This is a genomic window from Desulfovibrio sp. SGI.169 (assembly GCF_050313595.1).
In the GTDB taxonomy this organism is placed as follows: Bacteria; Desulfobacterota; Desulfovibrionia; order Desulfovibrionales; family Desulfovibrionaceae; genus Desulfovibrio.
Map to the genome: position 1 here is coordinate 115,565 of NZ_JBNPLS010000005.1, position 12,691 is coordinate 128,255.

Sequence of the window (12,691 nt, forward strand, 5' to 3'; positions counted from 1 at the left end):
CGATTCTGAGCAATCTATGCCTGAATGACAGCCAAAGCCTTGGCAGTCTGCTTGCGTGTCCGGCTCGCCGGGTGCTTGCACTCCACGAAAACGCAATAAAGCGCCACAAGGCCATCAAAAATGCCACGAGGAACCGCAAGGGTGGCCGGAGGTGACGATGGACGAAGACAAAAGACTGCCCTTCCAGGACGTGCCGGAACTCAATCAAAAACAGGACGATGCCCAAGGGGAACAATTCTGGGCGCATATCGCGGAACTTCTTGAACAAATCGAGGCCAACACCCGTGGCGGCGCTGGCCGGGGATTGTCAGCGGCAGCGGTGGCCACGCCCGCACGTCCGAAGGAAGAAGCGAAGGCGGGAAAGAAGCAGGCTGGCGGCCCAGGTGCCGCCCACAGCAATGCAGCAATGCGAACGACTGCCCGCACGGCTCCCGCTGAACGTCGCCCATCCCGCAGTATTATCCCCTCGCCGCCCGCTCACCAGGAGAAAGCCGCTTCCAGCAGCCCTCTTGGTGGGCGCTCCGCAACCAAAGCTCCACACCCTGCCGGAAAAGGGAAAAACCAAGACGACGGTCTTGGGGGTGGAACTGGCCCGCACGCGGCCCGGAAGCAAAAAGAACCCGACGCCCCGCTTCCTCTCCCCACCAAAAGCCAGGAAGCCCTCGCGCAAAAACGCGAAGAAGCGATTGCCCAGAAGCAATCCAAGGGCATTTTGGGGGCATTGAAGCAAAACCTTGCTTCGTGGGACGGTTCCGTTGCCTCCTCCGACAAATCCGACATGCAGGACGCGGCGGGTCTGGCCGCTGGAGGTCCGCTCTGGTCGGCACTCAAGGAACTGAAAGAGGTTATCCCGGAAAACGACAAGGAGGATGACAGCCTTGCCGGCGTCCTGAAAAAGACCATCGCGCAAAAAACGGGCGTCACTGCCGCAAGGGAAAGGATAGACCGCGCCGCAGAGACAGCACGGGCAAAAGTGGTGACGTGGGCCGGGGGAAAAGTTGACGCTCCGAAACGGGGCAACCGCGACAAACAGGGCCGCTTCATCAAGGGGGCAGGCAAAGAATCCAAAATTGCGGAAAAAACTCTGGCTCTGGCATCGCAGGAAGCGCGGGAAGGTAAAAAGCGCCATGATGAACTGGTGGAGGCTGTCAAGCAAGGGCCAAAGCATGGCGGAGGCGGCATCTTCGGGGAAGACGGTCTTGTTGACCGCATGGGCCGCAGGCGTGGCGCGCGCGGAGCAGGAACGTCAAAACCGGGCAGGATGCCGGGGCGGAGAGGAAAATTCGGGCTTCTTGCGGGAGCGGGTGCGGCGCTGTTGGGGGGCGCGTCGGTTTTCAACGGCGATCCCGTGAGTTCCGCCATTGATATTGGCAGCGCGGCATTGTCCGCGCCCGGCGCCGGGAAGGCCGCAGGCGCGGCAGGAAAAGCCCTGGGGCTTGGCGCAAAAGGAGCCTTGGGGGCCGCGAAAGCCATTCCCATTGCAGGACAGGTCCTTGCCGCGGGTATGGCGCTTTATGACGGCGTATCCGGCTGGAATGATGCCGACATGCACCGGGAGGCGTTCGGCCTTGAAGATGGGCAAGAGGCCTCCACAGGGCAGAAGGCGAGCGCGGCGGCGGCAAATATCCTCGATATGGGAGGTCTGCTCACCGGGGCGGCGGGGTTGTTCGGCTTCGAGGTTTCCACGTCTGATATTGCCAGGGGTATTTTTGACTTCGGCGATTCCATTGGCTCCACCTTGTCCGATGCGTGGGGCGGTGTGACCTCGCTCTTCTCTTCGGACGATGAAGAAGGCTCGGAAGGGCTTTTCGGCAAGCTCACCGAAGCCATTTCCGAACTTACAGACACGATTGATGATGACATCAGGGAAAAAGAAAAGCCGGGTATCATTGCTTCTGCGGGCGGCTTCTTCTCCCGCTTTTTCGGGGGTGACAACAGCGGGAGCCGCAGCAGCGATGGCGACCGGAGCACACGCTCGGACACGGGGGCAACCAGACGGGCGCAAGCCATCATGGGCAAGGAGCTTGGCGCGCTGTCCGCACAGTACGAGAGTGGCGCCCACGGCAGCGACGCCATAGGCCATGATCGTACCGGCGGTACATCATACGGAAAATACCAAATTGCATCCAATACCGGCACAATGGATGCCTTTCTCCGCTGGGCCGAACGAAATGGTGGAGAAAACGGAAAAGAAGTCGCAGCCAGAATGCGCTCCTCCGGCCCCTTGAACACGGGAAGCAAATCAGGCGCGGCTGTGGATACATGGCGGAGCCTTGAGCGGGAAGGCAAGCTCGGAACCCTGGAACATGATTTCATCAAGGCGACTCACTTTGATCCCGCATTTGCCGGTATTCAAAGTGAAGAACTACGGAAGCGTGTCGAAGGGTCCAAGGCGTTGCAGGACGTTCTATGGTCCACGTCCGTCCAGCATGGGGCGGGCGGCGCAGCAAAATTGATCAACCGAAACTTCAAGCAGGGCATGAGCGATGAAGAGTTTATCAATGCCCTGTATGCGGATCGGGCAACGCAATTCAGTTCTTCAACTGTCCAAGTTCAGAAATCCGCTCGCAACCGTTTTGCCGACGAACGTCAGGTCGCTCTGGCAATGCTGCAAAGGGAGCGGCGTGGTGCTGCCCAAATGCCCCAAACAGCCGTGGAGGCGACATCACAGGCCTTGCAGCTTGGGACACAAGAAGCCATCGACCGTGGGGTGCGCTACAGTTTCGGCAGTAAAAACTCTGGCTCTGGCGGCATTGATTGCTCAGGCTGGGTGACAGAGAACACCCGAAACATGATGGAGGCGGTGAACGCCGAAAGCGGTAAGCCAATCTACGGAAAAGAAGCGCAGGCCGTCTTGCGAAAGGGGGCTAATGGTGGCGCCGCCGGCCTGATTCAGACAGTCAGTGAAGCGACAGGCGAACTTTTGTCCAACGATGCTCTTGCGCCGGACAGGGTGCGCGAGGGCATGATGATTGGCATGGACACGGGCGACAAGGGATGGGACCGAGGCCGTTTTGGCGGCATAGACCATATTGTCCAGACCTACCGGGACGCCGAAACCGGAAGGATGATGGTTTCGGAATCCAGCAGTCGCAAGGGTGTCACCGTTACAGATTATGAGGAATGGTACAAGAAGTGGAACGGACGCGCCAATCTGTACGGTACAGACATTACAAAACTTGCGGATGCAAGCCAATTTCAGCCCTCGGAAGGTGCAACCGTTGCAGACGTGGGACAAACAGGCACAGAAGCGCGCGAAGCGTCCCCAGAGAAAAAGGAACAGACCTCTGTTGCTTCCGCCTCTCCTGCCACAGCCGCACCGCAGGAAGTGCAAACTGTGGCGGTGCAAGAGGTTCAGCCGCAGGCGTCGCAACGCTATCCAGAACCGGAACCGATTCGGCCTGAACCTTTCGCCGCGCCGCAACAAATTGATTTTTCGCAGGTTATCGCGCTGCTCACGCAGCTTGTGGATGTGACCAGGCAAAATGCGACAGGCAAGGAACGAGATACGGAAAACGCGAGTTCGCCGAATATTCCAATGGACTACGACGATCCGTTCTGTCTGGCTCTCGCTCACGATAGGGCATAACCATGATTGAAGCACAGCGAATGCTCAAATCCTCACCAGGGGACGATGTTGAGCGATTTTCCGATGGCGATGCCATGAGCGAGCGTATCAGGGAATGGCTTGATACCCCGGAAGGGACAATGGCGCACTATCCGGCGTGGGGGCATAACCTCACCCCGTTCAGGCATGACCCTCTCAGCAAGGGCGGCGACCTTGATGTACTCATGGAAATGGCAATCGCGCGGAAATTGCCCATTGATGTGGAGGGCATCATCTTGCAGGGCGTGAATGTCGTTGTGATGGACATTGATTTGTGCCGTATTGAAATTCTGCACCAATTCGGGTTTCAGGCAGAGGAAATCCGCCTGTAGGGGAAAATCATGATTCTGAACGAACAGGTTGCAAATAAACTGAAGACGCTCCTGTCTTCCCTCCCCTCGTGGAAAAGTCTTACAAATTCGCAATTCGTACAGCATCTTGCCATTTTCATGGGGTGGACCGTCGAAGATGCAAACTTCAAAATCGAGCGCGCACGCCAGGAAGCGTTCATCGGAACGGCTCTGAATCGTTCAAGCCTTGTCGCCCACGCCGAAGACCGTGAATATCTTCCCCGCAAGCCCAAACCCAGCGAAGGGACGGTTCTTTTCACCAATGCGGGGCCGCGCCCTGTCCTGCTCAAGAGAGGGCGCGAGTTCGTGTCCGATGCGCAGCTTCCCTATACGTTGGGTCTCAAGCTGCTTGTCCCCGCGCAGAGCAAGGTGGCCGCTCTTGTCACACAGTACGGAAAAACCTCAATTCTTCATACCGTAAGCGAAGAAAAGCCGTTTTATGAGATTCTTATCGACAAGGCTCTAACCCCGAAAGTAATGGCCCTCGAAGTCTGGGTTGATAGCGGAGATGGATTCCGGAAATGGGAGTACAGCCGCCTCTTGACGAACGCATATCGGGATTCTTTTGTCTGGGACGAGTTCTATCATGTGAGCGATCAGATAGGCATCAGGTTCGGCAATGGCACCTTTGGTAAAATTCCGCCACAGGGCGCACAGGTGCGGATTGACATCAAGTACACGGATGGGGACACGCTTCTTCTGGAGCGGCAATACCTTTATCCCCTGGAAGAAATCGTTGATGTTGCCGGTGTCCCGGCATCTCTCAATATTGAGGTGGAAACAACCATCCAAAACGGTCAGGCGCAGGAATCAACAGAAGAAATGCGCCGAAACCTGCACTATTGGTCCGTGTACAACGAGCGGCTTGTCTGGGACAACGACTACGAATATTTCATTCGCCGCCGATTCCCGGAAGTGGTTTTTGTGCGGGCATGGGGTGAAGAAGAAGCGGAACGCCTTTGGGGGCCAAAGCTCGAACACATCAATAAAATCTGGATATGCGCCTACGCCCCGCGAGAAGGCATAGTGCAGGACGTGATGAACGCCATTGCGGATGTTCCCATGCTATGCCGCAACTTTCAATGGTACAACCCGGAGCATGTATCCTTCACGCTGAGACTTACCGCACGGGTCTTGTCGGACAAGGTGCTTTCGGAGGTCGATGAAGACGTTCGCGCGGCCCTCATGCGGGCATATGGCCGCGATTCGCTGTATCGGCGCGACAAGGTGCTTGTCTCCGAAATCTACGAGTGCATCCAGTCCACAGGGCACTTTGAAAAAGAAACCGGAGCATGGTTCGAGGCTGTCCCGGAAGGGCATTTTGAGGCCAACCTCATTTACCAGATGGTGAGTCTCGACCTTGATAATTCACAAATTCAAATCGCGTATCTCACATAACCTCCATATCGTAAAAATTGGTTATTTTTACGCTTCCAGTGGGAAATTTGGCAATGACATAAAGTTCGCCGCCCATCGCTTCAATATGTTCTCTCAACGTGGAAATATACATGTCTGTCTTTTTTTCCATCTTTGCGATAGTCGGCTGGCGCACATGAAGAATTTCCGCCAGGTTTTTCTGTGTCAATCCTTGCGCTTTTCGTAATTCGGAAAGCCGCATCTCTTTCAACATTTCGTCAGCCTTTGCCGTTGAACGCGCCAGGGCTTCCGGCGACATTCTCGCTTCAAGCAGTTTAAAATTCCTGGCCATCCAATAATCCATCCTTCATGTACTCCACTTCCCATTCCATGCGGAAAATATAGCCAAAAGGCTATATTTATGCAAACTGCAAATATGCCAGATATGCGCTGGTTTTCGTTGATGCGGCCAATAATCGCCCTCTATCCTTGGCGAAAAATGTACGCACCGTGCATTGAAGCCGGGAATCAGGCGCGAAATGAAAGATTGGCTCGTCAAAAGGCTCACGCCTCGCAAGCAAAAAGAAGACCGCTGGTTGGGGCTGGCCGAAAGCACCCAGACAATCTGGGAGCAGGACTTTGACCCGCAGCTTGTACGGCTTGAAGCTCTCCGCTCATATTTCAGTGCTGATGACGCCGACCTGGCGCGCAAACTGCGCGAAATGGGCGACTATTTTGCGGCGGACATGCCGCGGTCGAAAGACCGCCCCATTGCTGTTGCCTGGAGGCGTCTTGAACTTGAGTACAAAGACCTCGAACTGATTATCACTTCTGTCTTCCGCAGGCATTACAGCGACCTTCCCGTCACCTGGTTCCCGCTGTTTGCCCCTCTTGATGAACCCTACGGGACGCGCTTCATCCCCGCCGATGGCCCATGGCCAGAAAAGAAAAACGTCCCGCCGGAGGGAATGTTCCTTACCTCACGGGGCCTTCTGGGAACCGACCACGCGCACCTTCTCTCCCTTGGCCTGACAAAACAGACTTTCCTCGACAAGGCCCTTCCGCTTCTTCTGCGCGCCAAACCGCTGCATATCGTCTTTGACGGTACTCTCTGGTATGCGCGTTTTGACTTCCCGTTTGAAGGCAATCCTGTTGCTTCCTGGGAACGCGACTGCGGTATTTTTGAAATGAATTTTGCCGTTCAGGGGACGTATTTCGATTCAACGGATGCCGATGCCTGTCCGCTTGACGTGCAAAAGATGTCTTGCCGATGGGAGCGTGAGCAGCCTTGCATTGCCATCCCCTTTATCAGACCGAAAGAGCGCTTCTGGCACATGGATTGGCACGCTCCAGAGGGTTTTCCCCCCGACTGGTTGCCCCTTGATTGGTATATGGCCGGACACGAAGGAGAGCCTTGTATTCCTCTTGGCCTGTACCTGATTGAGAAAAAACGCTCTATCATCTTCCGTCAAAGTCTGGGGGAACTGGAAATCCATGTGGAGAAGACGACGCTTCCCTCGTGCCCCACGCCGTTCGTGTCGGAAATAGATGCGGCAGGCGAAAAGAACGTGTCCATGTCCGTAAAATTTCAAGGTCTGGACCGTCTGGATCGCTATCCGCGTTTCGATGACATCCCCGCTGATACATTCCCTCTGGATATGCCCGTAGGAGGTGCATATGCCTGAAACTCCGAAAGTATGGCAACGAGCAAAGCTGCTCAATCGGTACTATGACAAGGTAGGCATGGCCGCTGCGGGCATTGGGCGTTGTCCCCGTTTCGTGGAGTTCCGCGCCGGCTTTGGACTGGTGGATGAATACAGCCCATCTGAGCTGGAATTGCAGGACATTCCCCCAGATATGAAGGAAATCCCCGGAGAATTTTACCGGGGATTTGTAGACGTATCCTACAGCGCCGGGATTGCTCTGTGCAAATGCGAAATCCCGCAAGGCGCTGTCGGCGCTCCGGTACGCCACAACCTTATCGGCATCTTCGATGATGAGGGGGATCTGATTGCCGTTTGCTCCACACTTCCCGACTGGGTAACGCCTGCCGAGGTCTATCGGGCGTTCCCGGCCATAACCTTCCCGCGTGAGGAGGAACGCACAGATGGCAACGAATGACGCCCCCTTGTTGCGCCAGAGTGTCCGCTGGGGGGAAGAATATGTTTCCCGCGCTCTGAACATGAAGATGGCCGGAATCGTCAAGCCTGGCGTCTATCATGGCTTTGTACTCAAACCCGGCGGCACCATGTCAGTTCTCGTAGATCACGGATCGGACTATCCGCGTAGCGTAGCCGTGGTTGAGCGGAACGGTTATTCCCTCACGGTAGTTATGGACGATCCCGGCCTTGTGCGTATCCCGGCCACGGGAACATGGTTCGTCTGCCTTGAGGCGTTCTACGCCCCCACGCAGCAAGGGTACCAGCGCATTGTGGTTCGGGAACAGCCGGAACCGCACCATGTCGTGCTGGGCAAGGTCAGAGCCGGTATGCCATTGACGGAACCCGGAGAAGATGAGGGCGACGATGGTGACGGGGAAGCGTCGGCTCCCGGTGAGGCGGTGGTCATCACCGAGGACATGATTTCTTCGGATGAAATTGACAAGGCCAACGCCGACATTGCCACAGTCAGACAGATGGAAGCGCTCTCCGAGCAGCTTGAAAGGCATACCCGGAGAACGCTCATCCTGCACGCCGAATCCACCACGCGGATGATACATCTTTCCCGTCGGCTTACGACCCTCGCCCTTACCGGAAGCGCGGCGGCGGGGGATGAAGACACCTATAGCCCGGCAAGCCCGGCAAACAGAGGATGACAATGCCCGAAAACGAAATCCCCGACATGCAGCCCACGATGCAGGATGTCGCCGATAAACTGGATAAGGGGGCAGATGCGCTTGCGTCCGCCCAGGAACAGCTTGGCGGCGATGTAGCCAGGGCGCTTGCCCGACTTGCGGAGCACGAAGCCGATTCCAGCGCTCACGGGGGGGCCATTGGTGGCGGCGCATCCGCCTCCCAGATTGCCGAGGCTGTTGCAGCCCATAACGAAAGCCCCCTGGCGCATGGTCTGGATAATCCCGACAGTGCCATGTATCAGATGATTGCTGCCGCCGCTGCCAATGCCGTCAATGACAAAATCGGTGAGTCTGACGGGCAAATCAATCTGGTGGCACACGCCAAGACACATGCAGCAGGCGCCGCTGATGCCCTCACCCCTGCGGACATCGGAGCCGTAGCGGATAATGATGACCGGCTTTCGGACGCGCGCGATCCGAAGCCTCACCATCATACGATGGACGACATCACCGGCTTTTCTCTTCCTGGTGAAGAGGGAGGGGCCGAAGATGGCGGTACGGCCTCCATTTCAGAGTTTGTGGAGAAAAAAGCGAAGGCTGCCGTTTCCGCGCACGATTCCAGCGAATCCGCCCACGCCGCCCTCTTCGAGAATATCCTTGTCGGCAATACAAGTCCCATTATCGGCATCTGCCGTGTGGCAACAGGCGGCGGCGCCGGCCTCTGGTTCAACATTGACGAAGAAGGGAATCCGGTGTCGCCCAACACCGCCTACTTCGACAATAATCCGGTTTTCGGGGGCATCCGGCGCATGATTGTGGACGATCAAATCATGGGCAAGATTCCCCAGTTCTGGATGAAGGACTTCACCCCCACGGAAGGAATGTTCGCGGGGAAGCCGTGCAAGCTTATTTCTCCGGGCCAGAAAGAGGGATTCCGCATTCATCCGGCGTTCATGCACAATAACGCCCAGATTCCCTACTACCTGCTTGGCTGCTACGAAGCCACGGATGAAGGCGGAAACCCGAAGAAACTCGGTTCCCGGCCCGGCAAACTCCCCTTCGTCAATGTGAACTTTGATACGATGAAGACCTACTGCGCCAACAGAAACGTCAACGGTGTGTCGGGGTTCATGCTCTGGGATGTTTATCAGTGGTCGGCCTTGACCCTGCTCATGCTCATTGAGCTTGCAACGACCGATGCTCAGTCCAGGTTGGGTCGCGGCAATGTGGACAAGACATGGGATGGGAAAACGAGCTATGCCGTCAACACCGACAGCCTGGTCAACCATGTCCCATACCGCGGCTTCCACGCCCTCTACGGAAACGTCTGGAAGATGCTTGATGGTGTTCGGGCGGATTCCAACAAGAAGACGGAAATTTTCAAGAATGACGGCACACGCGCGTGGATTTCCACGGGATTTGCCATGCCGCCATACTCCAGCGGTCTCACTGGCTGGCCGGTTTCCATGCGTTCCGGCAAGGGTGACGGTTACAACTTCGATGATGTTTTTCTGCCGGAAGTTGTTACCGGGGCGGAAAACAGCGCAACATACGCGGACGGCTTTTGGGGGCCAGTTGCTAATGGTGTTTGTTATCAGGGCGGCTATTGGGTTTATGGGGCGCACTGTGGCCCTTTTTGCCTGCATTTCACTCATCCATCGAGTAATGCGGACATCCACATTGGAGGCCGTCTCGCAAAGATTTAGGCTACTGTGTCCTGTTCACTGCCTTTCTGAAAAGGCCGCCGAGAGGCGGCCGTGCTTTACCGCCGAAGGCGGTCGAAAATATTTTTGAAGGAGAAAGCGTATGTCCGAAATCAAATTTTCTTATGGCGGACAGGAGTTCACTACGCCCGTACCGCTTTCCGGCCATGTGAAGCTGTACGCAGTACCTGAAAACTACAGCGATGACGGCCTGTACCTCGCAACATGGGCCAACGGGGAAATCGAACCCATCCCTGCCTGTGCCATCGGCGATACACTCATGCTTGCCCACCTGGAAATGACGCAGGACGGCAAATCCTGCAAAAGAATCTATCTCGCGGAGGGGGTGAAGTATGCCCAGAAGTAACCAAGGGGTGAATCCTGAAACCTGGCTGTCAGGCGTGGAACACGCCAAGGCCCAAAAACTGGCCGAGATCAACGACCAGTGTGATATGATGCTGGGCGTTCTGACCAAGAGCTACCCCGGTTCCGAACTCCTCACCTTCGACCAGCAAAAGACGGAGGCGGAAGCATATCTCTCCGACCAGAGCAAACCATGCCCGCTTCTGGCCCCGCTTGCCCAAGCGCGTGGCATAGAACTGCAAGACCTGTGTAATCGCGTCATCGTCAAAGCTACAGCCTTTTCTGCCGCGTCCGGTGCAATCATCGGCCAGAGGCAGAAGTTTGAGGATATGCTGGACGCCTGTACCACTCCTGAACAGGTGGCGGCCATCGAAGTCATCTATGCGCTTCCGGGAGCAGGGGCATGAAAACGTGGGACTGGCGATTTGGCCCCAGAAAGGCCGCATTTCGCCATAATGCGAAGCAATGCCTCATTGCGGCAGACCAGCTCGGAAACGCCTCTCTGGGGCTGTTTCTGGGCCTTCTTGGCCTGCTATACCTTCTCCCCCGCGCCGCGGGTTATTGGTGGGCCGATGAAACTATCAGCGCCCATTGCTGGCGCTGGGAAATAAGCGGTGTGCGGCGGTGGCCTCGTGTCGTTGTGGATTTTCTGGCCGCCTGCCTGGGTGACATCAACCACTGCCGGGAATCGTACATTTCGGAGAGGGAGGGACGGCACTTGCCCCCTGATATTCGCGCCGGCCCCGAATAGCTCTTGTCTGTCTGTTTGGCCAATGATACCTTGCCCCCTGACAAAGGGGGCTTTTTCGTGGCATTGGATAGCTTGCAAATCCTGACGAAACTGGAGGAACTGAATCAGTATTCTCATCAGACCGTTATGCTCTTTCCAAAGTCAGAAAGGCATGTTCTCGCGCAGGATATACGCAATACCCTTGCCACTCTGATTCACCTCACAATCACTTCCGCCAAACGCTATTACAAAAAGACAACATTGCAGGATATGGACATAGAGCTTGAATACCTTCGTGTTCTGATTCGTATGTCCAGAAACCTTGGTTACATCAACGACCATAAATATGAAGTGTGGTCTGGTCATGTTTCCGAAGTCGGAAGGATGCTTGGCGGATGGCTCAAACATGTTCGTGACCCAAAACCTGGGACACAAGATAGCAGGGCTACAACCTAAAAGGGCGGCAATTGGAATAATGGGGCGCACTGTGGCCCTTTTTGCCTGAATTTCAATAATCCATCGAGTAATGCAAACATCAACATTGGAGGCCGTCTCGCAAATCAGCACCCGCCAGAGGCCATGTCCCTACCGGGGGCGTGGACAGCGCGAGTGATTTGGGGTTGTAGTCCCCCTCGGCCAACAGCGCCGGGGAAACAACAATGGGGCCGGAACGGCAAGTAAGATGCCTGAACGCGGTTCCGGTCCTTTTTTGGAGCCTATGCCAAAACCCGCAAAAAATTTATGGCCGCAGGTCGTGGACTTCGGCAACCTATACGCCGCATGGCATGGAGCGCGTTGTGGAAAACGGTACTATGATGAGGTACTCCGATTCTACGGACGCCTTGAAGACAACCTGCTTGAAATCCAACGAGCCTTGATTGCCGGGACGTGGTTCCCTTCTCCGTGTCGAGAGTTCGTTATTCGAGAACCCAAACTCCGCCTTGTCCAGGCGCCCACTTTCGCAGACCGCATCGTCCATCGTTCCCTTGTGAAAGTCATCGAACCGTTCTTTGAACGGCGGTTTATCCCGGACAGCTTTGCCTGCCGGAAAGACAAAGGGCCGCACGAGGCCAGCAAACGACTCCGCAGTTTTATCACAACCGCAAGCGCGAACTGGTTCCATCCCTATGCGCTCAAGGCGGACATCAAAAGCTACTTCCCCAACATCCGGCACGGCATTCTGTTACGCCAGATTGCAAGGACACTGGGCGATGTGAATGTGCTTGATCTCTGCGGAAAAATCGTCCTGAAAAACGGCTTTACCGATTCAGGGCTCCCCATCGGGGCATTGACATCGCAACTCTTTGCAAATGTCTATCTGGATAAGTTCGACCATTTTGTAAAAGATGAATTGGGGGTCAAATTCTATGTCAGATATATGGATGATTTTATAATCGTTGGCGAAGATAAACGATTTTTGAAATCAATTCTTGCATCTATTGAAAATTTTCTGAATGAAGAGCTTGAATTGAATCTAAATCCGAAAACGTCCATCTTTCCTATATCACACGGCATTGATTTTTCTGGATATAGACACTGGACAACACATACTTTGCCCAGAAAGCGCAACACACGCCGGGCAAGGCTTGATTTCAGAAGGATTGCGCGAGAATACGCCGAAGGGAAAATAGATTTGGACTACATCCGCCCGCGAGTGGCTTCATTCTGCGGCCAGATGAAGCACTGTGACGCCACCAGAACAACGGAAAGCGTTCTCTCCGAGCTTGTCCTGGTCCGCCCTCCACGCGGACGCATGGCGTGAAAATATCGAACCTCTGCATATCTGCC

General features: G+C 55.5%; 12 protein-coding genes. 11 read left to right on the forward strand and 1 reads right to left on the reverse strand.

What is annotated here, in order from left to right; genetic code table 11:
* The first annotated feature begins 157 nt into the window (after window positions 1-157).
* From ACQRA4_RS04410 to ACQRA4_RS04420, 3 genes are read left to right on the forward strand one after another with little or no spacing between them, the layout of a single operon-like run.
* Complete coding sequence (locus ACQRA4_RS04410; protein WP_427821873.1) at window positions 158-3,589, forward strand: hypothetical protein; 3,432 nt, start codon at window positions 158-160, stop codon at window positions 3,587-3,589.
* A 2-nt stretch (window positions 3,590-3,591) separates the two neighbouring features.
* The gene (locus ACQRA4_RS04415) at window positions 3,592-3,939 is read left to right on the forward strand and encodes a hypothetical protein (protein ID WP_427821874.1); all 348 of its coding nucleotides are present in this window, start codon (window positions 3,592-3,594) and stop codon (window positions 3,937-3,939) included.
* A 9-nt stretch (window positions 3,940-3,948) separates the two neighbouring features.
* Window positions 3,949-5,355, forward strand: coding sequence for a hypothetical protein (locus ACQRA4_RS04420; RefSeq protein WP_427821875.1), 1,407 nt, complete (start codon window positions 3,949-3,951; stop codon window positions 5,353-5,355).
* On the opposite strand, the gene ACQRA4_RS04425 is transcribed toward ACQRA4_RS04420, so the two are convergent.
* Window positions 5,348-5,665 carry a helix-turn-helix domain-containing protein gene (locus tag ACQRA4_RS04425; RefSeq protein ID WP_427821876.1) on the reverse strand — a complete coding sequence of 106 codons (318 nt, stop codon included), beginning with the start codon at window positions 5,663-5,665 and terminating at the stop codon, window positions 5,348-5,350. The genes ACQRA4_RS04420 and ACQRA4_RS04425 overlap by 8 nt on opposite strands.
* 187 nt (window positions 5,666-5,852) lie before the next feature.
* Here ACQRA4_RS04425 and ACQRA4_RS04430 point away from each other — a divergent pair, with 187 nt between their 5' ends.
* The 8 genes from ACQRA4_RS04430 to ACQRA4_RS04465 all read left to right on the forward strand — a co-directional run bounded on the left by ACQRA4_RS04430 (window position 5,853) and on the right by ACQRA4_RS04465 (window position 12,665).
* Window positions 5,853-6,998, forward strand: a complete 1,146-nt coding sequence (locus tag ACQRA4_RS04430) for a hypothetical protein (protein WP_427821877.1) — start codon at window positions 5,853-5,855, stop codon at window positions 6,996-6,998.
* Window positions 6,991-7,434, forward strand: coding sequence for a hypothetical protein (locus tag ACQRA4_RS04435; protein WP_427821878.1), 444 nt, complete (start codon window positions 6,991-6,993; stop codon window positions 7,432-7,434). Before ACQRA4_RS04430 ends, ACQRA4_RS04435 begins: the two co-directional genes overlap by 8 nt.
* On the forward strand, window positions 7,421-8,128 hold the full coding sequence (locus tag ACQRA4_RS04440; RefSeq protein WP_427821879.1) for a hypothetical protein: 708 nt from the start codon (window positions 7,421-7,423) through the stop codon (window positions 8,126-8,128). The genes ACQRA4_RS04435 and ACQRA4_RS04440 overlap by 14 nt, the downstream gene beginning before the upstream one ends.
* A 2-nt stretch (window positions 8,129-8,130) precedes the next feature.
* The gene (locus ACQRA4_RS04445; protein ID WP_427821880.1) at window positions 8,131-9,813 is read left to right on the forward strand and encodes a hypothetical protein; all 1,683 of its coding nucleotides are present in this window, start codon (window positions 8,131-8,133) and stop codon (window positions 9,811-9,813) included.
* 100 nt (window positions 9,814-9,913) lie between these two features.
* Window positions 9,914-10,177, forward strand: coding sequence for a hypothetical protein (locus ACQRA4_RS04450; protein WP_427821881.1), 264 nt, complete (start codon window positions 9,914-9,916; stop codon window positions 10,175-10,177).
* Complete coding sequence (locus ACQRA4_RS04455; RefSeq protein WP_427821882.1) at window positions 10,164-10,580, forward strand: hypothetical protein; 417 nt, start codon at window positions 10,164-10,166, stop codon at window positions 10,578-10,580. Before ACQRA4_RS04450 ends, ACQRA4_RS04455 begins: the two co-directional genes overlap by 14 nt.
* A gap of 401 nt (window positions 10,581-10,981) precedes the next feature.
* Window positions 10,982-11,359 carry a diversity-generating retroelement protein Avd gene (gene avd / locus ACQRA4_RS04460; RefSeq protein WP_427821883.1) on the forward strand — a complete coding sequence of 126 codons (378 nt, stop codon included), beginning with the start codon at window positions 10,982-10,984 and terminating at the stop codon, window positions 11,357-11,359.
* 226 nt (window positions 11,360-11,585) lie between these two features.
* Window positions 11,586-12,665, forward strand: coding sequence for a reverse transcriptase domain-containing protein (locus tag ACQRA4_RS04465; protein ID WP_427821884.1), 1,080 nt, complete (start codon window positions 11,586-11,588; stop codon window positions 12,663-12,665).
* Window positions 12,666-12,691: the final 26 nt, after the last annotated feature.

What these genes read in the sequence shown, in the direction of transcription:
- ACQRA4_RS04430 (WP_427821877.1), top strand. Translation starts at nt 5,853, where the DNA reads ATGAAAGATTGGCTCGTCAAAAGGCTCACGCCTCGCAAGCAAAAAGAA.
- ACQRA4_RS04465 (WP_427821884.1), top strand. Translation starts at nt 11,586, where the DNA reads ATGCCTGAACGCGGTTCCGGTCCTTTTTTGGAGCCTATGCCAAAACCC.
- ACQRA4_RS04440 (WP_427821879.1), top strand. Translation starts at nt 7,421, where the DNA reads ATGGCAACGAATGACGCCCCCTTGTTGCGCCAGAGTGTCCGCTGGGGG.
- ACQRA4_RS04435 (WP_427821878.1), top strand. Translation starts at nt 6,991, where the DNA reads ATGCCTGAAACTCCGAAAGTATGGCAACGAGCAAAGCTGCTCAATCGG.
- ACQRA4_RS04455 (WP_427821882.1), top strand. Translation starts at nt 10,164, where the DNA reads ATGCCCAGAAGTAACCAAGGGGTGAATCCTGAAACCTGGCTGTCAGGC.
- ACQRA4_RS04445 (WP_427821880.1), top strand. Translation starts at nt 8,131, where the DNA reads ATGCCCGAAAACGAAATCCCCGACATGCAGCCCACGATGCAGGATGTC.
- ACQRA4_RS04420 (WP_427821875.1), top strand. Translation starts at nt 3,949, where the DNA reads ATGATTCTGAACGAACAGGTTGCAAATAAACTGAAGACGCTCCTGTCT.
- ACQRA4_RS04415 (WP_427821874.1), top strand. Translation starts at nt 3,592, where the DNA reads ATGATTGAAGCACAGCGAATGCTCAAATCCTCACCAGGGGACGATGTT.
- ACQRA4_RS04450 (WP_427821881.1), top strand. Translation starts at nt 9,914, where the DNA reads ATGTCCGAAATCAAATTTTCTTATGGCGGACAGGAGTTCACTACGCCC.
- ACQRA4_RS04425 (WP_427821876.1), bottom strand. Translation starts at nt 5,665, where the DNA reads ATGGCCAGGAATTTTAAACTGCTTGAAGCGAGAATGTCGCCGGAAGCC.
- ACQRA4_RS04410 (WP_427821873.1), top strand. Translation starts at nt 158, where the DNA reads ATGGACGAAGACAAAAGACTGCCCTTCCAGGACGTGCCGGAACTCAAT.